This window comes from Klebsiella sp. BIGb0149, assembly GCF_004362605.1.
Taxonomy (GTDB): domain Bacteria; phylum Pseudomonadota; class Gammaproteobacteria; order Enterobacterales; family Enterobacteriaceae; genus Klebsiella; species Klebsiella terrigena.
This window is the reverse complement of record NZ_SNYG01000003.1, coordinates 304,702-326,725: the sequence shown is the minus strand read 5'-3', so window position 1 is coordinate 326,725 and position 22,024 is coordinate 304,702. Positions and strand designations below refer to the sequence as shown.

The window sequence follows — 22,024 nt, the reverse complement described above, 5'->3', positions numbered from 1 at the left end:
CCTGATATCAGAACGTCAGCAAGCGGGTCAAAAGATGAATGAACGGCGCGATGACGAACATGTCGCTGTCGCCGGCCCACAATGCGGTGTCGGGGATCGTGTTGTTGATAAAACCCGTGACGCAGAAATACTGCCCCCATGCGACCACGGTCGAGGTGATAAATCCCGCCAGAAGCGCACCTTTATAGCCGCCGGTAATGTTGCCGAAAACGCCTGCCGTTCCGGCGTGGAAGAAAATCACAATCATGCTGGGAATAAACACATAGCCGGTGTAGCGGCCAATCAGGGTCAACCACAGCAGCGAACCAACAAACGCGCCGACAAAGCCCAGCACCACCGCGTTTGGCGCAAAGTTAAACAGAATCGGGCAGTCCAGCGCGGGTTTTGCGCCGGGGACCAGCCGCGAACCGATGCCGTTAAACGCCGGTACCATTTCGCCAATAAACATCCGCACGCCGAGGAGCACTACGGCAATGCCGCCGGTAAACATCAGCGATTGTTTCAGGGCGTAGATGTAGAAGCTGAGGTCGCCGGATTGGGCAAGAATTTCAGCGGCTTTTGGCGTGCCTTTTATCTGCAAAATAAAGGTGCCGATAAAGAACAGTAGCGCCATGGTTAACGCCGTCACTACGTTGGAGTCACGGAGAAAACCGAGCTTTTTCGGGACTTTGATATCCTCGGAGCTGATTTTATTGCGGGCGAATATCTGCCCGAAAATCGCTCCCAACAGCGCGACTGAGGCCGAAGTATGCCCCAGCGCCACGTTGTCGTTGCCGGTAATTTTTCGCACCCACGGCTGGACCAGTGCGGGTTGCAACGTCCAGTACAGACCCATAATGACCGTTAGCATCAGCGTCAGCTGCACCGCTGAGATGCCGGGTGCGGTATTCACCATTACCCCGGCAAAAATCATCGTGGTCCAGAACATCATGTGTCCGGTCAGATAGATGTATTTAAAACGCGTCAGCCGGGCCAGCAGCAGGTTGATGGCGAATCCCCCGGCGATCGCAATCGTCACGCTGCTTCCGTAACGTTCGCTAAAGCGCGCCTGACCGATAATATTAGTCAGGTTCATTGAGCTAAGGCCGAAGACTTCGGTCCAGATAGGCTGAAATATCAGCAGCGCGGAAACGATAATCCCCGCTCCCGCACCGATAATCAGAAAGCCCAGAATGCCCTTCAGGGTGCCGGAAACAATGTCTGCTAAGGATTTCTTTTGCAGCACCAGGCCCAGCAGGACAATCAGGCCAATTAAAATCGAGGCCTCACCAAATATATTGATGGTTATCCAGCGCAGCACGCCAAGAAATTCGCTCATGACGGCTCTCCTGGGGGCAGAATCTTCGCCTGCGCAAGCGCCGTGGTAATTTCTGCGTTATCGATATAGTTGTTCACCACCACCACCGGGCAGGACAGATGTTTTAGATTGTCGACCAGTTCCGCATTGGTGATCACCACATCGGCATTGGCCGAAGCGGCGGATGAGACATCCATATGTTCAACGGAAGCCTGAATACCATGCTGCCTTAACACCGCTTCAACGTTCATTTTTAAAATCAGGCTGGAGCCCATACCTAAACCACAGACTGTCAGAATTTTCATCGCTATTCACTCCGTGTTAATCAAGCTACAAACGCTGAAAGCAGCCTACGATGCGCTGGCTAACAGCCGATAAAGTTGTTCAGGATCGTCAGAATGCATCAGGGTATGCAGGTTATTTTCATCACTCAGTACGGTCACGATATGCTGGATAAGATGGATATGCGCATCGCTGCTGGTTGCCGAAAGCCCCAGCACCACCTGCACGGGGTCGTTTTCCGCGTGGCCAAACGCCAGCGGCTCCCGCAGCCTGACAGCGCTGATTTGCGCCTTAATTGCCCCCTGTTCGGGGCGGGCATGCGGCAGCGCCAGTCCCGGCGCGATGACAAAATAAGGTCCAAGTTCATGGTAGCTATCGACCATTGCCTGAACGTACTGCGGGCTACAGGCTCCTGCGCGGCAGAGCGCGTTCCCCGCTTCGCGGATTGCCTCCTCCGGACTGCGGGCCAGGCAATCAACGTTTATCGATTGACTTTCGATCATCGGCGGCTCCTTGCGTGAGGTGGTGGCGGATTGAGGCCAGCGTGGTCTCCAGCGCCTGCTGAACGAAGGCGTTGCCTTTCTCTTCGCTGGCTTTGGTGGGGTCTCCCAGTACGGCGTAATCAGAAAACTCGGTCCAGCGTATTGGTTGATAGCGGAAATTCGGCGGAAATACCGGATAGTGCGCACGGGCGTTCGCCATGGTGACGAACTCCGGGGCCAGCGCCAGCATCAGCGAGGTTTCTACCTCATCGGCATGCATATAGCCGGGATAAGCCACCGCCGAGTGTTGCCGTTTTTTCACCTCCTGCTCCATGCCCGCCCAGCTGTAGCCGAGCAGCGTGATGCCTTTCTCCTTAAGCTGGCGGGAAGCCGCTTTAATAGCGTCAAAATTGCCGTAATGCGCGTTGATCACCGCCGTGGTAGTAATGCCGTAGCTGGCCATATTCTCCGCCAGCGACACCAGCATCGACGTCAGCCGATCGTTGCCGATATCAATGGCGCCCGCGTGCCCACGCAGCGACCACACCTGGCTGTAAGAAATAACGGGCAGGCTCAGCGCGCACTCACCCAGTTGCTCATCAAGCCGCGCGCAAAAGCGCTCGGCCAGCAGGTTGTCGGTATCCAGCGGCAGATGATCGCCGTGTGGCTCGACCGCACCAAGCGGTAGCAAAGCAATCTGCGCCTTTTGTAGCGCTCGCCTGGCCTCGTGTTCATTTAAATGATGAAGTTTCATCACCACTCCTTAGCCAAAGGCGAAGTAACGCGCAGGATTTTCGACAAAGAAATCATGCAGTAACGCTTCGCCGTCAAACCCGGCCTCCCGCGCCTCTTCAATGAACCTTGGTCGCCAGTCGCTAAGGATGAACTTCAGCCCCAGCCCCCCTTTGCCGTAATGCGCGCTCATCGATTTACGTGCAAAATCTCCGCCGATTAAGATTTGTTTTTGGTAACCCCGCTGGCATAGCGCCAGGATGGCCTGGGTGCGGATGTGTTCAGGGTGATATTTGATGCGGCTGATACCGTCAAAAGAGAGAAACGCCCCGGTGTTGGCGATCTGACGGTGCAACCATGGATCGGGATTGCGATCCATATGGGCAAAACATAAGCGGGACAAATCAAGCCCCAATGTTGTCAAGATCTGAGCCTGTTCTAATCCCATCGTCCCCATCTCGGTATGGCTGTGCATCGGCGCTCCCGTACGCTGGTGGGCGCGAACGATAACCTCCATGGTTTTTTGTTCCAGGGGAGAAATAGCGTTGTAGCCAGTGCCGCACTTCACGACGCCAGCCCGATGCGGAGTGCCTTCTATTCCCTCGCTTACCTCACGGCAAACGTGTTCAACCAGTTCATCAATCTCTGAATTTTCAATCCATTCGGCAAAAGTTTGCGTCAGGCCCGGACGCTGACTGCTCCACAGAAAGCCTTTGTTAAAACCGGCGGTGGCGATTATGTGCAACTGCTGACGCTGGGCCATCCCGGCGACGGCTGACGCACGGCGACCGTAGTCTGGGGCGGTGGCGTCGTAGATGGCAGCGCCTCCCGCCTGGCGGAAATCGCATAATTCACGCTCCGAGGCCTGCGGGTCGTCCAGTAAAAGATCGTCATCCTGACGCTCTGCCCAATATGGCGGAATACAGTAGATATGGTCGTGGCTGTAGGTTACGCCCAGCTGATTAGCAGCAATATCGCCGTTTAAGGTACGAATGATCCCCATGTTTCTTGCTCCCCGGAATGGATAAGAAGGTGCTTTCAACATAGGCGAGTGTCACTTGACCAGTCAAGTGGTCAAGTTCACATCAATCATATAAAATTATTATCTGTGAGGTTGGTCGAAATTCACACATTAAGGGCTCCGTTTGGGAAACGGAAGATAGTGTAGGTTAAGTCTAAGCATGAACCTGGAGAGCAAAAATGACCCCAAATGAATGGATTGTACGATTGAGGCGCTGTACTTCGGGGAAACGCTGGAAAAGGTTATTGAAAATAAATATTTGAAGGCTGCGTTTTGTCGCCGCAGACCCATCCCCAGCCCATAGCCGGCTGGGGATTCATCATTATGCCAGGCCTGGCGGCCCAGCGGGCCGCGAGTCACGCAGCCGATTCATGCCGTCACTGCCTGGGCGTGATTTTCGTCACCGAGCCCGTTTGGACCTTATCCCCGACGCTGCCATACATAGACACCAGATAAACGGCGCCATCAGGCGCGACGGTCAGATTGTTTGGCGTCTCATCCATCGGAATATTGGCGACCAGTTTGCCGTCCCGATCGAGAACCGCAACCGTTCCACCCGCGCGCGTCGCGGCGAAAACCTGCGACGTCGCTGCATCCCAGACGACGGATACGCCGCCGGCGCCGATGTAGGTATCAGCGAGAAGCTTACCGTTCGCATCAAGCACCACGACGTTGTTCGTCTCCTGGGAAGTGACGTAGAGACGGCCGGTTGCCGGATCGCGCGCGATATCCGTTGCACCTTGCGCCTGCGGTACTTTCACCGTCGTGCTCTTGCCCGTTTTAAGATCAATCCAGCCTACCCATGGCGTATCGCGGCTGACGCCGTAGAGCTTCCCTCCGCTGCTGTCGAGGGTAAGATCCGTACTGTAAAACAGGTCGCGGCCACGGTCCGCCACGAACTCCAGCTGACCGATGTGCTCAAGCGTGTTGGTGTCATATACCTCGATAAAACCGGTCAGCGCAGCGCTGACATAGGCCCGATTGTGGGCTTCATCAATAATCACATCGCGTGGATGCGCGACCGAACCTTCCGGAAAGACCTTGACGACGGAAAGCGTCTTCGCATCATAGACGGTCACCGTCCCGGCAAGGGTGTTCGTCGTCCAGACATGCTTATGGGCATTGTCAACACCGACGCCGAAGACGCCAATTTGTTTGCCCTTTTCATCTTTTGGCAGCACGGCCTCCGCTTCGACAGCCAGCGTTGCGGCGTTCAATCTCAGTAGACGGCTACCGTCCTTCGGCCCGCGCGCAGAGGTCACGAACAGCTTCCCATCGGCTGAAACGGCCGATTGGTACGCCCGCTCGCCGACGGGAGCCGTTTGCAGCTTGAAGGTATCGGCGTTTTTCGGGGGAACGATTTTGGACAGCTTCAACATGACCTGCGAGACGCTCGCGGGGTTTTGCGTGATAACGGTGAGCGGATGAAGGCCAATCTCGGCAGTGGCCGGAACGGTCAGCGGAATATTGAGCGTTCCCGCCCCGTCGGCGGTCAGTGGCTGAGGAGTCAGGGCTTCAGCACCATTCAGCAAGGTGACGGTTGCCCCCGCCGGAAGGTTCTTAATCGTTACTTCGGTTTTATCGCCTGGCTTAACAGGGACTTCCCTTGAACCGGCGCGGATACTGCCAGGAAAGGTCGTATCCGCGGTTTCCCAATGGCTGGCGGCAAATGCGGTTGTGGCGGTTGACATCGCAACGGCGGAGGCCAACAGCACTGCGCGGACTGATACTCTTATCATTTTATCCCCATAAATTATATTGATGCAGCACCTCAGCACAGGTAACGTCGGCGCCCACTCGTGGTCTTATGTTCCGCCATGATGAAATATTTATCGTCATGAGCGAGTACAACATACTACTTAACGGAAATAATTATTATTCTTATTTATGGCGATGTGATTTATGACGGGGGTAAAGCCGGAAGCTCGGGCGGCCGGATTGGTTGATGGTTGTTATTCGCTGCAGGTGCGAAAATCGCGCGCCCGTCCATGCCGTTACCGCGCGGGTCTACGTTGAAAGATACGATGAGTTGACTGGTTCAGCGGCGATTCGCGAGATCGAAATCGCCGGTTACCTGAAAGCATGGCAGGCCGCCGATTTTACCTAAAGCTCCACTGCGCCGTAATGACAAATACGGATGGGATGATGATGCCAACGTCCATCCCAAAATAAGAGGTAAAATTATACTGAAAGCCATGATAGATATAGGGAGAAAAGCCTATTCCTGTTGCTTTTTTAAAATCATGATAGGACCCATGATCGCCGCAATCACTGAATGCATCAAAAAAAAACTCACCTACGTAGCCATATATTCCCTTGAAAACCCAGCCGTTATCCCACCCTACCCAATCTCTTCTTACGCCGGCAGCCAGGCATCGGTCATCAAAGCTGTTTTTCATCGTACCTAGCACAAAACTATATTTTGATTCATCTGAGAATTTACGCTCCACGGAGATGAAGTTATTTTCAAAATTCTCCGTATACTGCCCGTGGTTGTTGGTTAAATGATATACGTATGAGCCCGTATTTAGTGAGTACAGGTTTATTTCATCCGCAGAACAGTGCCACGTAGCCAGAAATAAACTTCCGCACCACAGCCATGCGGGATATCGTTGGCGGTCATCCTGTTTATATCGCGCATTATCCATACTGCCTCACATTGACGACGGTGCTGGTATGATGACTGCTGGTCCTGGGCTTTTAGCTGTACAAATTTTAGCATACTTCAGCACGCCCGGGAGATGCACGATACGGGTTGTATAGCGCAGTTCAGCCGCATATTCTGCATCACGAAACGGCGTCCATGCCGGATCGTCATCGTCTTTAACACCCTTCGCTCATTTCAGCTTTTACGGCGCGGTACTCTTTTCACCGCCACGTCTCTCACTTGTAATCGATAAAGTTCAGGATAGCCTCGTTGAACTCTTTCGGTGCCTGAATAAACGCGAAGTGACTGGTACTGGGTAAAATCAACAACCCGGCATTCGGGATGGTGTTAGCAATATATTCCAGATGCTCCCGCACAATGGCCTCGTCACGATCGCCATCAACAATCAGCACCGGGGCCGTGATTTTCTTGAGATCGTCATCGCTCCAGTTGGGCTGTGTTGCCCACATATGGCTTATCTGTTCGACAAAGGCATCGTACTGGTCGGGCGTTTTTGACAGCTTGCGATATTCATTACCGGCCCGTTCGATATAGCTGGCAAAAACCGGATTCTTTTCGGTATCAGGTTTGACGCCGCTGGTTTTCGTATTGGGGGCAAAAGAGAAAATGCGGTTCACGCGGGTCGGGTGGCGAATAGCCAAATCGATCCCAATAATTCCCCCATCGCTCCAGCCGACAATATCCGCTTTCTTAATGTTCAGACGATCGAGCAACGCCACCACATCATCACTCATTAAGTCGTAGCTGTAGGGGCGCTCGTCACGCGTGCTGCGTCCATGGCCCCGGCTATCAACCACGATGACCTTATGATGTTTCGCCAGCGCCGCAACCTGTTGACCCCAGTAATCGGAATTCGCCAGCCCGCCGTGGAGCAGAACCACCGGCGTACCCTCTCCGGTGGTGGCGTAATAGAGCTGGATCCCGTTTACGCTGGCATACGCGGGTTTTAGCGCGGCGACAGGTGCCGGCGTTGGCGGCAAATTTTTCCAACGCTCCCCCCAGGCTAGCGGGGATTGCGGGGTCACCGACCAGGCCGCAGAGGTGCCCAACGTCCCCATCACGCAGAGGAGTCCGGCGAGGAATAGCGTGTTTTTTCTCTTCATAGCGATCGCTCCTGATAACGTTTACTGCGTCTCACCCAACTCGCGGGTACGTTTCACCGCCGCCAGCACGCTGCGTTGCAGACCTGCAGCGAAATCGCTGTTGTTAAGCTCATACAGCCCATGGATCCCGACGCCAGCCGGGGAGTTGTTGATGTCGAGTAGCTGCCTCGGGTGTTTCTGGCTCAGGCGCAGCATCTCTATCGCCCCCTGCAGATTTTCCAGAACCACCTCAGCTGCCTGCGCGCGCGACAGTCCGGCCAGCACGCCCGCATCGGTAAACGACTCGATAAAGTAATAAATGTAGTTCGGCCCGGCGACACCGAAGCCGGTAAAGATATCAATAAGCCGTTCCGGCAGGTAAAGCACCTTGCCAAAACCGCTCAGGAAAGGCTCTACCCTTTCGGGGAGCGCCTGCGCGTTCAGAACCACCCCGCTGTAGCCAAATCCGGTATCGGTAAGCGTATTAGGGATAACCCGGGCAATGGGCTTTTCCGCCCCCAATACGGTTTCGAGTTTGTGCAGCGTCACCCCGGCAATCAGAGAGATCGTCGTCGTTGCGGCAGAAAGATGGAGCCGAATACGTTCGGCCACGCTCGACAAATTGTCCTGCGGGCGGATCCCCAGCACCACCAGTTCGGCCTCGCGCAACGCATCCTCTCGCGGCAGTTTCCGCGCCAGGCCATAGCGTTCAGCGAGCGCGGCGATACGGCCCGGATCGATATCCTCCAGCGAAATCTCTTCCGCACGAAGCGTACCCGCCGCCAGCGAGGCTCGAATAATGGCCTCCGCCATTTGTCCGGCACCAATAAAATGTACATTTGCCATGCGCAGTAGCCCCTTATTGAAAGCGATATTCGCCGTTACCGACGCGAAAACGTTGGCCTTTTAGCGCCGGGTCAGCGACGTTAAAGACCAGTTCGACTAGCCGGTTGTCCTGCCCCTGGAGAAAAACAAAACGCTGTTGACCCACAGCCAGCCCCTCCGGCAGCTCATTGAACCCGAAAAGCGCGTGCCAGTGCGCGCGCGCGGCCTGCGGGTCCTGCACCACAAAAACTGCGCTCCGCAATGTGACCTCGCCTGCGGGATGCGGCCCGTCGAGCCCCTGAGCACGTAGCCGCGTCAGCCGTGCGTCATCGCCCTCTCCCCACTGCAGAATAAAGGGATACGGCAGGCCGTTAAAATCGCCATCGACGGTGAAAATACGCCAGCGAATGATACTGCCCTGCGGATCGTTACGCTGGCCGTCGACGATCGGAGAGACATTCAGCCCCTTGCTGCGCAGCTCCGCATGCGTCTGGTCAATATCATCCGTGCGCAGCGCCACCCGATGCAGCGCCTGGTTTTCCGGCAGCAGCCGCGCCGCGTCGCGGGAGAGCAAAAAATCGGCCTGCGCCGACGCCAGCTCGGCACGATCGTAGATGGCGAGAAATTCGATGTAGGTCAGCCCGAAATAGCTGAGCGCATTCCAGGTCCCCCAGCCGGGGTGACGCCCGCCGGCAAGTGCGCTGAGCTTGTGGCCGGCAAACGCGGCAATCGCCTCGTCCGGCCGGTTCACAAACTGAACGACGTGATCCCATTTTAATGTTGTCATTACGCCTCCTGAGTCTGGGAGAAACGCAGGCGGCAGGCGGCATCACCCCGCGCCAGCGCGGTCTCAACCGCTAACTGCATGCCCTCGAACGCATCGGTTAACGCATGATCCCCTTCCATGCAGATGTCGCACAGCGTCTCAATCTGGCGGGCATCGCGCCCCTGCTGACGCCAGCAGTTGACGTAAGGGCAATAATGGAACAGCACAATAAACTCTGACGGGCTGACCGAAACGGTCTCCATTTCGTAAACCTGAGATTCCAGCCCGCGGGTAAATAGAGCGGCAAACTCCTGCAAATCGTTGCTGCGACGCATCTTCGCGCGGACGGAATGCCCGATATCACGGCCATAACGGCGGATAGCGTCACGCGCATAATCGTCGGGCTGATTGCGCAGCCGGGATTCATCAAGCAAATAGCCGAGCGTCGCGGCGCGCTTTTCGGTGATCGCGCGCAGCGCAAGGGTAACGTCGTCGTCCAGGCTCGGTGCGTTGTGCCCCGAAGCGGGCTGTTTTGTTTTCATCAGGCAGCACTCCCCTTAAACAATCATTCCCAGTCGGTGTTCACTTTGACGTTTTCCGCCCCCGGTAAAGCGTAAACATCTTCGTCGTACCACTTGCGGGACAGTTCGGCGAGCGTGCCGTCCTTTTTGAGGGCTGCAAGCTCGTTGTCGATGGCTTCGATCAGCTTCGGATCAGCACTCTTTTGGTATAAATAGACGTTGGGGAACAGGCCGACGGACTCAGAGGCTTTCAGATTAAGATTAAGGGCTTTGTTTAACGCCAATAATGCGCCAATCGGGTAAATAGCCGCATCGTACTCTCCGGAGGCAACGGCTTTGAAAATGTCTGCTGCAGATTGCTCGCCGTTCGGCTGGAGATTGATTTGCTGGCTGGGGTGCTTTTTGTTGTAGTTATCGATAACGGTATAGCGCGCATCAGATGTATGAATCGGCACCAGTTTCTTCTTACCGCCGGCAAGATCTCCCAGCGTATGAATATCGTTTTCATCGTTACGCACAATTAAACGCAGGTCGCTGATACCCGAAGGCTGGCCAGAGTGCGCATACTGTGCCGCGCGCTCTTTCGTGAGATAAAAATGGTCCGCTGCGAGGGTATAGGCGCCGGTGGACAAACCGACGATCATCGCATCCCGGGAGACCGCATTAAAATGGAACCTATAGTTGGTGAGCTTCCGATCGATGATTTTTAATAACTCACCGTCGTAGCCGGTAATGTTGTTATTATCATCCACAAAGCTGAACGGGAATCCGTTCGCGTTGACCACCACCTCAACGGTTTGCGCATTCGCGCTTTTTTCGGCCGCCTGGGCCACCGTTACCTGCATTGCCAACAGCAGCGAACCCAACATTAACACCTTATTTTTGAACATACTTCTTTCCCCAAAATGAGTGAGATGGAACCACTTTTGGCACATGGTTTTTCCACCGGTTACTGAGATACTCCTCGATATGTCGCAATATCCGGGTAAGCACCAGACAGAGCGCAATATAAATAATCAGGACGATGCAGTAGGCCTCCACGTAATGAAAACCACGCGCTGCAGCAATATTCGCCTTTGCCATCACATCAACCACCGTGATGGTATAAACCAGCGACGTATCCTTGATCAGGTCAATCAGGACGCTGGTGTAGTTGGGTAAAGCGGAGACCGCCGCCTGCGGGAAAATAATGCGCCGAAACTGGGTAAAGCCGGTCAGGCCTATCGACCATGCTGCCTCTCGCTGCCCCTTTTCAACCGAATTCCACGCCGAACGAAACGTCTCTGCGAAGTACGCGCTAAACACCACTGAAAAAGCGGCAACCGCGGCCACCAGCGGCGAGAGCTTGTAGCTGAACGGGGTATCCTGCGGCCCGCCAAAAAGCCCGTTGGCAAGCCACGGCCAGACGTAAAAAACAAAATAGAGCATCACCAGCATGGGGATCGAGCGGCCAAAAGAGATAAACACCGTGACCAGATATTTCACGTAAGGCACGTCGCGGATCGTCACCCAGGCCAGAATGGCTCCTGACAGCGTCGAGAAAATTAACGATAAAAAGGTAATCAGCAAGGTTATCGGTAGTGCGCTGAGTATAAAGGTGAAATTATCCCGGATAAAATCGATGCTAAACATAGTCGTGTTTTACTCCAGTAAATATTGATACTTTTTCTCAATGCGGGTAGTGAGATAAAAGATAATAACGTTAAGCAACCAGTAAATAAGAATGACGCTAATAAATGCCGCGACCTGCTTCGCACCATAGCTGTTCTGCGATATTTTCTGTGTCCGGCCAAAAATATCGACAATGCCAATAATATTAACCAGTGAGGTCATCTTTACGAGGTTGATTAAAAGATTGCCAAAGTTGGGAATGGCGATAATGAGCCCTTGCGGAAAAATGACATGCGCGATGCCAATATACCAGGGAATATTCAGACTCCGTAGCGCCTCTTTTTGTCCTGGATCTACGGCGTTCCATGCCGAGCGCAGCATTTCGGCAAAATAGGGGCTAATGCCAACCGAGATAGATAATATGGCAAAGGTCATATCGCTAATCAGCAACGCCGGCAGCTCAAGTGCTGAGAGAATCAGCTTGCCGCCGAAGAAGAACAGCAGGATTAACAGAGCCAGCGGCGCCCCGCGCAGCACATCGGTATAGGCTTTCGCAAGCCAGCTCAATAGCGATGAACGGCTAAACTGTAGGACCGCCGCCGCCAGCCCAAGCGCCAGGCCGAGCAGCAGAGAGGCCAGCGTAATACCCAGCGTAACCGGCAGGTTTTCCAGTAATTTCGGCACAATGAACAGCAGATCGTCGAGAGTAAATAGCGGTTGTGGATTCATCGAGTTGACCTCAGGCGTGAAAACGTAATCGGGCCAGAAACGCCTGCGTCCGCGTGTGCAACGCCGCACCAAAAATCTGCTCAGGCGGCCCCTGCTCCACGATCTCGCCATTTTCCATAAACACCACTCTGGAGGCGACCTGCCGGGCAAACTCCATTTCATGAGTCACGATAATCATCGTTTGTCCGTTGGCGGCAATCTCCTGGATAAGCGTCAGGACTTCGCCCACTTTTTCCGGATCGAGGGCTGAGGTCGGTTCATCCAGTAACAGCACGGCCGGGTTAATTGCCAACGCGCGGGCAATGCCAATACGCTGTTTCTGCCCGCCAGAAAGGCTGTTTGGATAATGGTCTTTTTTATGCAATAGCCCGACCTGTTTTAGCAGACGTTCGGCGACCGCCACCGCCTCCTGACGAGGTCTTTTTTGCGCATAAATCAGGCCTTCGGTGATATTTTGCAACGCGGTGAGATTGTGAAACAAATTCCAGGACTGAAAAACCATTGCGGTTTTCGAGCGTATTTTTTCAATCTCTTTTTTTCCGGCCTTCGCGCAGTCGACAACCGCATCATCGATCTCTATTTTCCCGCTGTCGGCGGGCTCGAGAAAATTCAGCGTGCGCAATAACGTCGTTTTTCCTGAGCCGCTCGGACCAATAATGCAGATAACTTCTCCGCTATTAATGGAAAGCGAAACCTCTTTTAGTATTGGTTCGCCAGTAAAACTTTTGCTGATTTTATTAATGGCAATCATTATCTTATTTTCGCAGCGAGCTATCCCTGATAAATGCGCAACGGTGGCATTTATTTCTTTTCTAAAACTATATTGCCGCGAAGGCCATCAAGACAAACAAGAAAAAAACATATCGAAAGTTGAAAAACAGATTTCCGCCGCCTGCCATTTTTCCTGGAAATAGCATATTCAGACTATTGCGAGGATATAAAAGGCGAAGAGAAGAACGATCCGCTATTTATCGCCGCGGATCGTGCGTGACATCCTTTTTTAAGCCGCTCACTGCCGCGCCCGCTACGGTCACCCGGCGCCGGCTAAGGCGATTAGCCCAGCAAAGAGCCTGCGGGCTCGAAGCTATCAGCACCCTAAATCGTCGGTTTGTTCTCGGTCCAGTCAAATTCCAGCTGTTTCGCGGTAAGCTCCGCAAGCGCTCTGTCAGAAAAGCGTTCGACTAAATGTAGACTCATATCAATGCCCGCTGAAATCCCGGCGGAGGATACAATGGCGCCCTCATCTACCCAGCGTAACCCTTCTTTTACTTTGACTTGTGGAAACATCATGCGGAAATCTGCAATATCCTCCCAGTGCGTGGTGGCGGATTTAGCGGATAAGATGCCGGATTTAGCGAGCAAAAAAGATCCGGTACACACTGAAGCGGTAATTACCGTTTTTAACGACTGCTGGTATATCCATTCAATGACGCCACTCTTTGCCAGCTCCGCATCAACAATCCCGCCGGGGATAATCAGGCAATCTATGGGGGGATGATTATCTATCGTGGCTTCAGGGGAAAGTTTCAGTCCTGCGCGTGCCCGTATGGTTTCCCGCGTTTCGCCTACCGTAAAGACGTTAAACAACGGTATCTCGCCGCGATGAACCCTGGAGGCACAGGTGAAGACTTCATAAGGCCCGGCAAAATCGAGGACTTCAACATTATCAAAAATATAGATCCCGACCTGTATCGACATAGATTAACTCCCTCGATAGTGCGTAGAAACAGGAAAAATAGTTATTGCGCCAACGAATATCAGCGCCAGGCTAAAACCGGCAATTCTAACCGAGCTTTCGCACGGTGCTTTACACTCACGATATTATTATCAGTCGGTGCTGAATGTTGCCAATACGAATTAAACATTACCCTGGCACCTTGGGCATGAACTGATGCCAGTTATCGCGGATGATACCCGGCGTGTTGCCACCTTTGTATTCGCAACTAATGAAACAGCAACCCTCTTAATGGTAACGATAGTTGCAGTTAATACTCTGAGGTTTTATCGGTAAATCGCGCGCGCCCGTCAGCATGCGCCCCTCTTCGCCACGCACGCTGCTTTCTTATCGTGAAACTTTTGCACTCATTTTGCCCACCATGACTCGTCTTGTTCCCTTTTAGTGCTCATCAGTAAGCGTAACTTTGCTGATGATTCAGATAACAAAGCGCTCTTCCTATGAATTTCAGCGATCTATAAACATGGCATCAAAATTGCCTTAACGAAAACGGCGGACCGCCACTGGAAAAAACGCACGGTACAGTGCTCAACACAACCACATAACAACACGATTTATCCACACAGGATGATTTATGAAAAATATAATGTTCTCCACCCTTGTCGCCGCGGCCTCTCTGTTCGTGGTCGCACAGCAGGCACATGCTGGCACCACTTTGGATGCAATTAAGAAGAAAGGGTTTGTTCAATGCGGTATCAGTGATGGTCTGCCCGGCTTCTCTTACGCCGATGCTAACGGCAAATTCACCGGGATTGATGTCGACGTCTGTCGCGCGACTGCGGCGGCGGTGTTTGGCGATGCCAGCAAGGTTAAATACACCCCGCTGACGGCAAAAGAGCGCTTTACCGCCCTGCAATCCGGCGAAGTGGATATTTTGTCGCGTAATACCACCTGGACCTCTTCACGCGACGGCGGTATGGGGTTCATATTCGCGGGCGTCAACTATTATGACGGCATCGGCTTCCTGACCCATCAAAAGGCTGGCCTCAAAAGCGCTAAAGAGCTGGATGGCGCCACCGTTTGCATCCAGGCCGGTACGGATACCGAGCTGAACGTAGCCGATTACTTCAAAGCCAACAAAATGCAATACACGCCGGTGACCTTCGACCGCTCTGACGAATCAGCTAAAGCGCTCGACAGCGGCCGCTGCGACACCCTGGCTTCCGACCAGTCTCAGCTGTACGCGCTGCGTATTAAGCTGGGCAAACCGGATGAGTTTATCGTTCTGCCGGAAGTTATTTCGAAAGAGCCTCTGGGGCCCGTCGTGCGCCGCGGGGATGACGACTGGTTTACTATCGTTAAATGGTCGCTGTACGCCATGCTCAATGCGGAAGAAATGGGGATCAGCTCGAAAAACGTCGATCAGATGGCGGCAAAACCGTCCAACCCGGACATCGCTCACCTGCTGGGCTCTGAGGGCGACTTTGGCAAAGACCTGAAGCTCGACAATAAATGGGCGTTCAACATTATTAAACAGGTCGGTAACTACCAGGAGAGCTTTGACCGCAACGTCGGTAAAGACAGCGCTCTGAAAATCGCGCGCGGCCAGAATGCGCTCTGGAACCAGGGCGGCATCCAGTACGCACCGCCGGTACGCTAATCTGCCTTCCAGTCGGGTACCGCACCCTGCGGTACCCAATGCGCTTTTTTCATTGAGGTTTCAACATGTCTCAACGCCCAACCGTAAAAAGGGATTTTTCGTTCGGTAATCCCACGGTTCGCGCCTGGCTTTACCAGATAGCCGCCATTGTCGTCGTGTTTGCCGTTGTGGGATATCTGATCCACAACACGGTGATCAACCTGGCCAATCGCGGTATTACATCCGGTTTTGGTTTTCTTGAGCGTAGCGCCGGTTTCGGCATCATCCAACACCTGATTGATTACACAGAAGGTGACACCTACGCGCGCGTCTTCCTTGTGGGGTTAACCAATACCCTGCTGGTTTCCGCGCTGTGCATTGTTTTTGCCTCCATTCTCGGATTCTTTGTCGGTCTCGCGCGTCTGTCTGATAACTGGCTGCTGCGCAGGCTCTCGACCATTTATATCGAGACGTTCCGCAATATTCCGCCGCTGTTGCAGATTTTCTTCTGGTATTTCGCCGTGCTGCGTAATCTCCCTGGCCCACGCGAGGCATTAAGCGCATTCGATCTGGCGTTTGTCAGCAACCGCGGTCTTTACATCCCGTGGCCAACCTATGCGCCAGGCAGCTGGCCATTCGTTATCGCCCTGGCGCTGGCGATCGCCGGCAGCATCGGATTACGGCATTACAACCGCCAGCACCAGCTGAAGACCGGGCAGCTGCGCCGCACGTGGCCCGCAGCCGCCGCGATGATTATCGTCTTCCCGCTGATAGCCCATCTGCTGTTTGGCGCCGCCACCCACTGGGATGTCCCGCAGCTTCGCGGATTTAACTTCCGCGGTGGGTTCGTCATGATCCCGGAGCTGGCTTCGCTGACGCTGGCGCTGTCGATCTACACCTCTTCGTTTATTGCTGAAGTGATTCGCTCCGGTATCCAGTCGGTCCCGCACGGACAGAGTGAAGCGGCCCGTTCGCTAGGTTTGCCGAATCCGGTGACCATGCGGCAGGTGATCATCCCCCAGGCAATGCGGGTCATCATTCCGCCGCTGACCAGTCAGTATCTCAACATCGTGAAAAACTCGTCGCTGGCGGCGGCGATCGGCTACCCGGATATGGTCTCGCTGTTTGCCGGTACGGTGCTGAACCAGACCGGCCAGGCTATCGAGACCATTGCCATCACCATGGCGGTCTACCTGATCATCAGTCTGATAATTTCGCTGCTGATGAACATCTACAACCGCAAAATCGCGCTGGTTGAGCGTTAAGAGAACGGAATGACTATGTCTGTTACCACACATGAAACTCCCCCGGCCCCCACCAACCCGGCGAGTAAAGCCTGGGCCTGGGCACGTAAGCATCTCTTCTCCAGCTGGTTCAATACGCTGCTGACGCTGCTGTGCCTGTGGATTATCTGGACCCTGATCCCCCCGGCTCTGAACTGGCTGGTGTTCAAGGCAAACTGGCTGGGTACAACCCGCGCCGACTGTACCAAAGAAGGCGCCTGCTGGGTGTTTATCCACGCGCGCTTTGGCCAGTTTATGTACGGGCTCTATCCGCACGAGCTCCGCTGGCGTATCAACCTCGCGCTGGTGATTGGCCTTCTGTCCATCATTCCGATGTTTATCAAATCTATGCCGCGCCGGGGCCGCTATATCGCCTGCTGGGCGGTGGCCTATCCCATCCTCGTCTGGGTCCTGTTGTACGGCGGTTTTTTGGGCCTCGATCGCGTCGAGACCCGCCAGTGGGGTGGCCTGACGCTGACGCTGATTATCGCTTCCGTCGGGGTTGCCGGGGCGCTGCCATTGGGCATTTTGCTGGCGCTGGGACGTCGTTCAACCATGCCGGTCGTTCGCACTCTGTCGGTGATTTTTATCGAGTTCTGGCGCGGCGTGCCGCTGATTACCGTGCTGTTTATGTCATCGGTGATGCTGCCGCTGTTTATGGCCGAAGGCACCACCATCGATAAGCTGGTGCGCGCGCTGGTCGGGGTTATTCTGTTCCAGTCGGCCTACATCGCGGAAGTGGTGCGCGGCGGATTACAGGCGCTGCCCAAAGGGCAGTATGAAGCGGCCGAATCGCTGGCGCTGGGCTACTGGAAAACGCAGTTTCTGGTCATTCTCCCCCAGGCGCTCAAGCTCACCATCCCCGGACTGGTCAACACCATCATCGCTTTGTTTAAAGACACCAGCCTGGTGATCATCATCGGCCTGTTCGATCTTTTCAGCAGCGTACAGCAGGCAACGGTTGACCCCACCTGGCTTGGCATGTCGACGGAGGGCTACGTTTTTGCCGCCCTCGTCTACTGGATTTTCTGTTTTAGCATGTCGCGCTACAGCCAGTATCTGGAGAAGCGCTTTCACACCGGGCGTACATCGCACTGAGGTTTTACATGACACACTCTATGACTAATTCTGCTGAAGCGATGATGATTTCGCTCGAAAATGTGAATAAATGGTACGGTCAGTTTCACGTATTGAAAGATATTAACCTGCAGGTGAAGCCCCGCGAGCGGATTGTTCTCTGCGGCCCCTCCGGCTCGGGTAAATCGACCACCATTCGCTGCATCAACCACCTGGAAGAACATCAGCAAGGGCGTATCGTCGTTGATGGCATTCATCTCAACGATGATGTCCGCAACATAGAACGGGTGCGGACTGAAGTTGGCATGGTATTCCAACACTTTAATCTTTTCCCTCACCTGACCGTTTTGCAGAACTGCACGTTGGCGCCGACCTGGGTGCGTAAGATGCCAACGAAGGAAGCGGAAGCGCTGGCAATGCACTATCTGCAGCGCGTCCGTATTGCTGAGCATGCGCATAAGTTCCCGGGGCAGCTCTCCGGTGGTCAGCAGCAGCGCGTGGCCATTGCCCGTTCACTGTGCATGAAGCCAAAAATCATGCTGTTGGATGAACCCACCTCAGCGCTTGATCCGGAGATGGTCAAAGAGGTGCTCGATACCATGATTGGCCTGGCGGAAGACGGCATGACGATGCTGTGCGTCACCCATGAAATGGGCTTTGCGCGCACGGTGGCGGACCGGGTTATCTTTATGGACCGCGGCGAGATTGTCGAACAGGCTCCGCCGCAGGAGTTTTTCGCCCATCCAAAATCGGAACGTACCCGCGCGTTTCTGTCGCAGGTTATTCACTAAACGTTAAAGGACCTTACCGCTTAAATACCCGCTCTGCCGACGCTGAGGGGTATTTAAGCGTTCGTTTAGCGCATCACGATCAAATCACGATCAATCAGGGGAGAAGTCGCGCTGCACGTCAACCGCCACTTCCAGAGCCAGCGTTGCCCCGCCATCGAAAATAACGCCCTGTAACGGAGTCACATCGGCATAATCCCTTCCCCACGCCGTGACGATATGCTGCCCCTGCGGCATGAGATCGTTGGTCGGATCAAACTCCAGCCAGCCGATATCAGGGATAAAAATGGCAAACCAGGCATGTGACGCATCGGTCCCGACGAGTTTTTCCTGTCCCTCTGGCGGCAGCGTTTCAATATAGCCGCTGATATAACGCGCGGGTAAGCCGACAGAGCGCAGGCAAGCGATCGCCAGATGGGCAAAATCCTGGCAGACGCCGCGCTTTTCCTCTAAAACCTGCTCGGGTGGCGTAGTGACGCTGGTCGCAACCGGGTCGAAGGTAAATTCCGTAAAAATACGATGCGTAAAGTCCATCGCCGCCTGGATCACCCCAGCATTATCGTGAAAAATATCGGCAGCATAGCTGGCCAGCCGTTCGGAACGGCGGATTAAACCGGAGTCGAGCAGATACTCTTTCGCCATTCGCAGATCCGCTGTCCCGGACTCATGCAGCAATCGACGATACTCACCGCAGGTCAGCGGGTGGTCATATAGCAGGTTCGCGCGGTCTATTTCGTCAATATCAAAGTAGCTTTCCATCTCAATGGTTAGCTTGTCGTGTGGAACCTGGATTGAGAAATAAAACGTCAGATTGCCGAAATAATCACTCCCCTCGCTCTGATAAACGGGCATCGGCGTCACCGTAATCCGACGCAGTAAACAGCGCTGATTCGCCGTATCGCGCGGCAGAAGATGCGTCATGTTGTAGCATAACGTCACCGGTGAATTGTACTGGTACTCCGTAAGATGACGTACCCGGTATTTCATAAGTCAGTCTTCCATTGCGCGTTAATCAACTGCTGCGGTCCATCTGCGTGATCGAAATACTTGTCGCTCAGCAGGGTCGTAAACTGCTCCAGCTGGCTGATTATCTGCGTCATGAGCGCATCCAGCCGTCCACGCAGCTCCGTTTGTTCATCGACCTGCGCCAGCATCTCCAGCTCGGCCAGTTGAATATCGGTCAGTGATTTCATTATCGGACGCATGTCGGACGTCAGGCTGGAAGTCTGACCGTCCTGTCGCGGTAGTTCGAGGAGATATTTACGCAGTCGATCGATCTGATAAATCAAGGAACGCGGGTTGCTGGCGTCCAGCATCAATAAATCCAGACCAGAAATGATGTTCATTCGTCCTCGGTAGCGGCGACGGAAAGAGATCAATGCCTCTACGCTCATCAGTACCGATTCTAAAATTTGCTGTTGCTGTAAACCAGGAAGAGCGTGGGTCAGCGTGTGTTTGAGTAAAATGGCGGTTAGACGCGCCCGCTCAGCGCGGCGGCCAATCTCCTGAAACCGCCAGTCCATTCCCCGCAGCATGCTTTCATGGTTCAGCCCGGATAATGCCAGTAAAGAGGTGACCAGATTGTCCAGCGACTCTTCCGGCAGTTCCGGCAGCCCATCCTGATAGGCCACCTCCACCGCCCGAATACAATCGCGTAACTCATTAAGAATAATTCGGGTATCGGCCGAGAGCATCTCTTTTACCTGCTCGCCGCAGGTCAGCATGCTTTGGATATTAAATTTAATCGATCCGGCGCGTTGGCCATCACAAACCAACGAAGAAAGCTCATGATTCTGGTCACCGCCAGCGTCCGTTTCAGGCAATGTGCCGGTAAGCGGAAATAATGCCCCCAGCAGGACGTCGCGGCTTTCAGGCATAAACAGCTCAACCCCGTTGAGCTGTTTGAAAAGCGTGCGTATCACCCGCAGGCTCATTTCGGCACGTTCCGCATAGCGGCCAAACCAGAACAGGTTCTCTATAACGCGGCTGGGCAGATTTCCCTCATCACGAGGAATGGAGTCCGTCAGCGGCTGCTGCGCTATATCGGGTTTTTCCCCCAGTATCCACGTATCTTTGCTGCGCGCGCCGGATAAATCGCTAACAATAAATTCATCAGCGGACTCAGCTACCCGTGATAGCGTTCCGGGCATGACGCAGTACCCCTCCGGGGTGGCGACGGTAAACGCGCGGAAAATGCCGGGCCGATATTCAATTTGTTGCTTATCCCAGACCGGAACGCGCGAGCCGGGTATATATACCTGAGCCACGTAGTTGTGCGGGTTGGCGGTGATCTGCTGAATGGTGAGCATCCGATTGTGATCGTCCAGGCTATGACCGTAAATGCTTTTACTATCAAAGCTGCGCCAGGACGGTTTGATTATCAGGTGCTCAAGGTTACGGATCACAAAATCGCGATCCTCTGCGCGACCGCACCACCAGGTCTTAACCGTCGGGATCAGTAGCGGTTCGCCAAGCAAACACTGACTAATTTCTGCGAGAAACGCCAGCAGCGCCGGCGCCTCAAGAACCCCCGAGCCCAGAGGGTTCGCCAGCACGACGTTACCGCTGCGTACCACTTCGAGCAGTCCCGGCACGCCCAGCCGTGAGTCGGAACGGAGTTCCGTTTGGTCGCAATAAGTATCATCCATACGGCGCAAAATCACATCAACTTCCGACAGGCCATTAAGAGACTTCAACCACACCCTGCCGTTACGCACGGTCAGGTCCCCGCCCTGAACCAGCTGAAAACCGAGATAGTTCGCGAGATAAGCATGCTCAAAATAGGTACTGCTGTATGCCCCGGGCGTCAGCACCACGATCCGCGGGGTCTCTGTTTTGTGGCTGGCAAGACCGGCTAACGTATGCCGCAGCGCGTGAAAGAAGCCGGAAAGCCGCCGGACGTTGCTGTTGCGAAACAGCGACGGCAGCACGCGAGAAACGGCGATTCTGTTTTCAAGAACATAACCGGTGCCGCTCGGCGCCTGGGTACGATCGCCAATAGCCACAAACTGTCCATCACCGCCGCGAACGAGATCGACTGCGTGGAAGATGAGATTATGCGCGCCCGGCAAACGTATACCGTGGCACTGACGCAGAAAGCCTGGGTGAGAGAAAACGATTTCTGACGGGATAACGCCCTCTTTCAGCAGCCGCTGTTCGCCGTAGAAATCTTTAAGTATCAGGTCGAAAAGCAGCGAGCGCTGCGCCAGCCCGCGTTCAACGGTTAACCACTCGTCCTCCGCCAACAGATTTGGAATGATGTCCAGCGACCAGACGTTTGGCGACAGCGGATCGCCATTGAGGTTATAGGTTGCGCCATCATCGCGCAAAATACGCCTGGCCTGACGAAGACGGTTTTCCATCCCTTCTATACCCATCTCGCCGACGCTGTTCATGACCTCAGTCCAGTGTGGGCGGATGATGTTCGCCGGATCGCAAGCTTCGTTATAGACGTCTGTCGTAGAGAGTTCGACAGAGAAAGACGCCGGCTCACAGGCCGGCGTGATTGATTCAGAAAAAGAAGCTGTCATGTATTCTGATTACCCG

At 54.2% G+C, this 22,024-nt stretch carries 24 protein-coding genes; 6 read left to right on the top strand and 18 right to left on the bottom strand.

The features are described from left to right. Window positions 1–7: 7 nt before the first annotated feature. The 6 genes from EDF75_RS13405 to EDF75_RS13380 form a co-directional block, all read right to left on the bottom strand. A complete protein-coding gene (locus tag EDF75_RS13405) occupies window positions 8–1,318 on the bottom strand; it encodes a PTS ascorbate transporter subunit IIC (RefSeq protein WP_128878179.1) in 1,311 nt (436 codons plus the stop codon). Next, a complete protein-coding gene (locus EDF75_RS13400; RefSeq protein ID WP_133599755.1) occupies window positions 1,315–1,602 on the bottom strand; it encodes a PTS sugar transporter subunit IIB in 288 nt (95 codons plus the stop codon). The genes EDF75_RS13405 and EDF75_RS13400 overlap by 4 nt, the downstream gene beginning before the upstream one ends. A gap of 45 nt (window positions 1,603–1,647) precedes the next feature. Beyond that, on the bottom strand, window positions 1,648–2,082 hold the full coding sequence (locus EDF75_RS13395) for a PTS sugar transporter subunit IIA (protein WP_133599754.1): 435 nt from the start codon (window positions 2,080–2,082) through the stop codon (window positions 1,648–1,650). Further along, complete coding sequence (locus EDF75_RS13390) at window positions 2,054–2,815, bottom strand: creatininase family protein (RefSeq protein ID WP_133599753.1); 762 nt, start codon at window positions 2,813–2,815, stop codon at window positions 2,054–2,056. The genes EDF75_RS13395 and EDF75_RS13390 overlap by 29 nt, the downstream gene beginning before the upstream one ends. A 9-nt stretch (window positions 2,816–2,824) precedes the next feature. Further along, window positions 2,825–3,796: a phosphotriesterase family protein gene (locus tag EDF75_RS13385; RefSeq protein WP_133599752.1), complete on the bottom strand. Its 972-nt coding sequence runs from the start codon at window positions 3,794–3,796 to the stop codon at window positions 2,825–2,827. Window positions 3,797–4,191: 395 nt separating this feature from the next. Next, on the bottom strand, window positions 4,192–5,553 hold the full coding sequence (locus tag EDF75_RS13380; RefSeq protein WP_133599751.1) for a YncE family protein: 1,362 nt from the start codon (window positions 5,551–5,553) through the stop codon (window positions 4,192–4,194). 206 nt (window positions 5,554–5,759) lie between these two features. Between EDF75_RS13380 and EDF75_RS27090 the strand changes: the two genes are divergently transcribed. Then, window positions 5,760–5,921 (top strand): hypothetical protein, encoded by a 162-nt coding sequence (locus tag EDF75_RS27090; RefSeq protein WP_166646177.1) that lies wholly within the window; start codon window positions 5,760–5,762, stop codon window positions 5,919–5,921. Here EDF75_RS27090 and EDF75_RS13375 read toward each other — a convergent pair. The 9 genes from EDF75_RS13375 to EDF75_RS13335 all read right to left on the bottom strand — a co-directional run bounded on the left by EDF75_RS13375 (window position 5,914) and on the right by EDF75_RS13335 (window position 12,722). Next, on the bottom strand, window positions 5,914–6,462 hold the full coding sequence (locus EDF75_RS13375; protein WP_241721470.1) for a hypothetical protein: 549 nt from the start codon (window positions 6,460–6,462) through the stop codon (window positions 5,914–5,916). The genes EDF75_RS27090 and EDF75_RS13375 overlap by 8 nt on opposite strands. Before the next feature lie 235 nt (window positions 6,463–6,697). Continuing rightward, window positions 6,698–7,585, bottom strand: coding sequence for an alpha/beta fold hydrolase (locus EDF75_RS13370; protein WP_241721469.1), 888 nt, complete (start codon window positions 7,583–7,585; stop codon window positions 6,698–6,700). A 21-nt stretch (window positions 7,586–7,606) separates the two neighbouring features. Then, window positions 7,607–8,410: a pyrroline-5-carboxylate reductase family protein gene (locus EDF75_RS13365; RefSeq protein WP_133599750.1), complete on the bottom strand. Its 804-nt coding sequence runs from the start codon at window positions 8,408–8,410 to the stop codon at window positions 7,607–7,609. A gap of 13 nt (window positions 8,411–8,423) precedes the next feature. Continuing rightward, entirely contained in the window at window positions 8,424–9,176 is a 753-nt protein-coding gene (locus EDF75_RS13360; protein WP_133599749.1) for a VOC family protein, read from the bottom strand. Then, on the bottom strand, window positions 9,176–9,697 hold the full coding sequence (locus EDF75_RS13355) for an L-2-amino-thiazoline-4-carboxylic acid hydrolase (RefSeq protein ID WP_133599748.1): 522 nt from the start codon (window positions 9,695–9,697) through the stop codon (window positions 9,176–9,178). Before EDF75_RS13355 ends, EDF75_RS13360 begins: the two co-directional genes overlap by 1 nt. A gap of 23 nt (window positions 9,698–9,720) precedes the next feature. Continuing rightward, entirely contained in the window at window positions 9,721–10,566 is an 846-nt protein-coding gene (locus EDF75_RS13350) for a transporter substrate-binding domain-containing protein (protein ID WP_133599747.1), read from the bottom strand. Continuing rightward, the gene (locus tag EDF75_RS13345) at window positions 10,553–11,308 is read right to left on the bottom strand and encodes an amino acid ABC transporter permease (RefSeq protein WP_133599746.1); all 756 of its coding nucleotides are present in this window, start codon (window positions 11,306–11,308) and stop codon (window positions 10,553–10,555) included. Before EDF75_RS13345 ends, EDF75_RS13350 begins: the two co-directional genes overlap by 14 nt. Window positions 11,309–11,317: 9 nt before the next feature. After that, a complete protein-coding gene (locus tag EDF75_RS13340) occupies window positions 11,318–12,016 on the bottom strand; it encodes an ABC transporter permease subunit (protein ID WP_133599745.1) in 699 nt (232 codons plus the stop codon). A 10-nt stretch (window positions 12,017–12,026) separates the two neighbouring features. After that, the gene (locus tag EDF75_RS13335; protein ID WP_241723731.1) at window positions 12,027–12,722 is read right to left on the bottom strand and encodes an amino acid ABC transporter ATP-binding protein; all 696 of its coding nucleotides are present in this window, start codon (window positions 12,720–12,722) and stop codon (window positions 12,027–12,029) included. Between EDF75_RS13335 and EDF75_RS27360 the strand changes: the two genes are divergently transcribed. Then, on the top strand, window positions 12,631–12,930 hold the full coding sequence (locus tag EDF75_RS27360) for a hypothetical protein (protein WP_241783546.1): 300 nt from the start codon (window positions 12,631–12,633) through the stop codon (window positions 12,928–12,930). The two genes, EDF75_RS13335 and EDF75_RS27360, sit on opposite strands and share 92 nt — an antisense overlap. A 181-nt stretch (window positions 12,931–13,111) precedes the next feature. On the opposite strand, the gene EDF75_RS13330 is transcribed toward EDF75_RS27360, so the two are convergent. Further along, window positions 13,112–13,714 carry a DJ-1/PfpI family protein gene (locus tag EDF75_RS13330; RefSeq protein WP_133599743.1) on the bottom strand — a complete coding sequence of 201 codons (603 nt, stop codon included), beginning with the start codon at window positions 13,712–13,714 and terminating at the stop codon, window positions 13,112–13,114. 611 nt (window positions 13,715–14,325) lie between these two features. Between EDF75_RS13330 and EDF75_RS13325 the strand changes: the two genes are divergently transcribed. From EDF75_RS13325 to EDF75_RS13310, 4 genes are all read left to right on the top strand, one after another. Then, the gene (locus EDF75_RS13325; protein ID WP_133599742.1) at window positions 14,326–15,351 is read left to right on the top strand and encodes an amino acid ABC transporter substrate-binding protein; all 1,026 of its coding nucleotides are present in this window, start codon (window positions 14,326–14,328) and stop codon (window positions 15,349–15,351) included. 65 nt (window positions 15,352–15,416) lie between these two features. After that, the gene (locus EDF75_RS13320; protein WP_133599741.1) at window positions 15,417–16,595 is read left to right on the top strand and encodes an amino acid ABC transporter permease; all 1,179 of its coding nucleotides are present in this window, start codon (window positions 15,417–15,419) and stop codon (window positions 16,593–16,595) included. Window positions 16,596–16,610: 15 nt separating this feature from the next. After that, window positions 16,611–17,711 carry an amino acid ABC transporter permease gene (locus EDF75_RS13315; RefSeq protein WP_133599740.1) on the top strand — a complete coding sequence of 367 codons (1,101 nt, stop codon included), beginning with the start codon at window positions 16,611–16,613 and terminating at the stop codon, window positions 17,709–17,711. 8 nt (window positions 17,712–17,719) lie between these two features. Beyond that, the gene (locus EDF75_RS13310) at window positions 17,720–18,481 is read left to right on the top strand and encodes an amino acid ABC transporter ATP-binding protein (protein ID WP_133599739.1); all 762 of its coding nucleotides are present in this window, start codon (window positions 17,720–17,722) and stop codon (window positions 18,479–18,481) included. A gap of 90 nt (window positions 18,482–18,571) precedes the next feature. Here EDF75_RS13310 and EDF75_RS13305 read toward each other — a convergent pair whose 3' ends face one another. Both EDF75_RS13305 and EDF75_RS13300 read right to left on the bottom strand, forming a co-directional pair. Next, complete coding sequence (locus EDF75_RS13305) at window positions 18,572–19,465, bottom strand: transglutaminase family protein (RefSeq protein WP_133599738.1); 894 nt, start codon at window positions 19,463–19,465, stop codon at window positions 18,572–18,574. After that, window positions 19,462–21,873: a circularly permuted type 2 ATP-grasp protein gene (locus tag EDF75_RS13300; protein WP_208113315.1), complete on the bottom strand. Its 2,412-nt coding sequence runs from the start codon at window positions 21,871–21,873 to the stop codon at window positions 19,462–19,464. The genes EDF75_RS13305 and EDF75_RS13300 overlap by 4 nt, the downstream gene beginning before the upstream one ends. Window positions 21,874–22,024 lie beyond the last annotated feature (151 nt).

Coding starts and splice junctions, on each gene's coding strand:
- EDF75_RS13405 (WP_128878179.1), bottom strand. CDS start 1,318: ATGAGCGAATTTCTTGGCGTGCTGCGCTGGATAACCATCAATATATTT.
- EDF75_RS13400 (WP_133599755.1), bottom strand. CDS start 1,602: ATGAAAATTCTGACAGTCTGTGGTTTAGGTATGGGCTCCAGCCTGATT.
- EDF75_RS13395 (WP_133599754.1), bottom strand. CDS start 2,082: ATGATCGAAAGTCAATCGATAAACGTTGATTGCCTGGCCCGCAGTCCG.
- EDF75_RS13390 (WP_133599753.1), bottom strand. CDS start 2,815: ATGAAACTTCATCATTTAAATGAACACGAGGCCAGGCGAGCGCTACAA.
- EDF75_RS13385 (WP_133599752.1), bottom strand. CDS start 3,796: ATGGGGATCATTCGTACCTTAAACGGCGATATTGCTGCTAATCAGCTG.
- EDF75_RS13380 (WP_133599751.1), bottom strand. CDS start 5,553: ATGATAAGAGTATCAGTCCGCGCAGTGCTGTTGGCCTCCGCCGTTGCG.
- EDF75_RS27090 (WP_166646177.1), top strand. CDS start 5,760: ATGGTTGTTATTCGCTGCAGGTGCGAAAATCGCGCGCCCGTCCATGCC.
- EDF75_RS13375 (WP_241721470.1), bottom strand. CDS start 6,462: ATGGATAATGCGCGATATAAACAGGATGACCGCCAACGATATCCCGCA.
- EDF75_RS13370 (WP_241721469.1), bottom strand. CDS start 7,585: ATGAAGAGAAAAAACACGCTATTCCTCGCCGGACTCCTCTGCGTGATG.
- EDF75_RS13365 (WP_133599750.1), bottom strand. CDS start 8,410: ATGGCAAATGTACATTTTATTGGTGCCGGACAAATGGCGGAGGCCATT.
- EDF75_RS13360 (WP_133599749.1), bottom strand. CDS start 9,176: ATGACAACATTAAAATGGGATCACGTCGTTCAGTTTGTGAACCGGCCG.
- EDF75_RS13355 (WP_133599748.1), bottom strand. CDS start 9,697: ATGAAAACAAAACAGCCCGCTTCGGGGCACAACGCACCGAGCCTGGAC.
- EDF75_RS13350 (WP_133599747.1), bottom strand. CDS start 10,566: ATGTTCAAAAATAAGGTGTTAATGTTGGGTTCGCTGCTGTTGGCAATG.
- EDF75_RS13345 (WP_133599746.1), bottom strand. CDS start 11,308: ATGTTTAGCATCGATTTTATCCGGGATAATTTCACCTTTATACTCAGC.
- EDF75_RS13340 (WP_133599745.1), bottom strand. CDS start 12,016: ATGAATCCACAACCGCTATTTACTCTCGACGATCTGCTGTTCATTGTG.
- EDF75_RS13330 (WP_133599743.1), bottom strand. CDS start 13,714: ATGTCGATACAGGTCGGGATCTATATTTTTGATAATGTTGAAGTCCTC.
- EDF75_RS13325 (WP_133599742.1), top strand. CDS start 14,326: ATGAAAAATATAATGTTCTCCACCCTTGTCGCCGCGGCCTCTCTGTTC.
- EDF75_RS13320 (WP_133599741.1), top strand. CDS start 15,417: ATGTCTCAACGCCCAACCGTAAAAAGGGATTTTTCGTTCGGTAATCCC.
- EDF75_RS13315 (WP_133599740.1), top strand. CDS start 16,611: ATGTCTGTTACCACACATGAAACTCCCCCGGCCCCCACCAACCCGGCG.
- EDF75_RS13310 (WP_133599739.1), top strand. CDS start 17,720: ATGACACACTCTATGACTAATTCTGCTGAAGCGATGATGATTTCGCTC.
- EDF75_RS13305 (WP_133599738.1), bottom strand. CDS start 19,465: ATGAAATACCGGGTACGTCATCTTACGGAGTACCAGTACAATTCACCG.
- EDF75_RS13300 (WP_208113315.1), bottom strand. CDS start 21,873: ATGAACAGCGTCGGCGAGATGGGTATAGAAGGGATGGAAAACCGTCTT.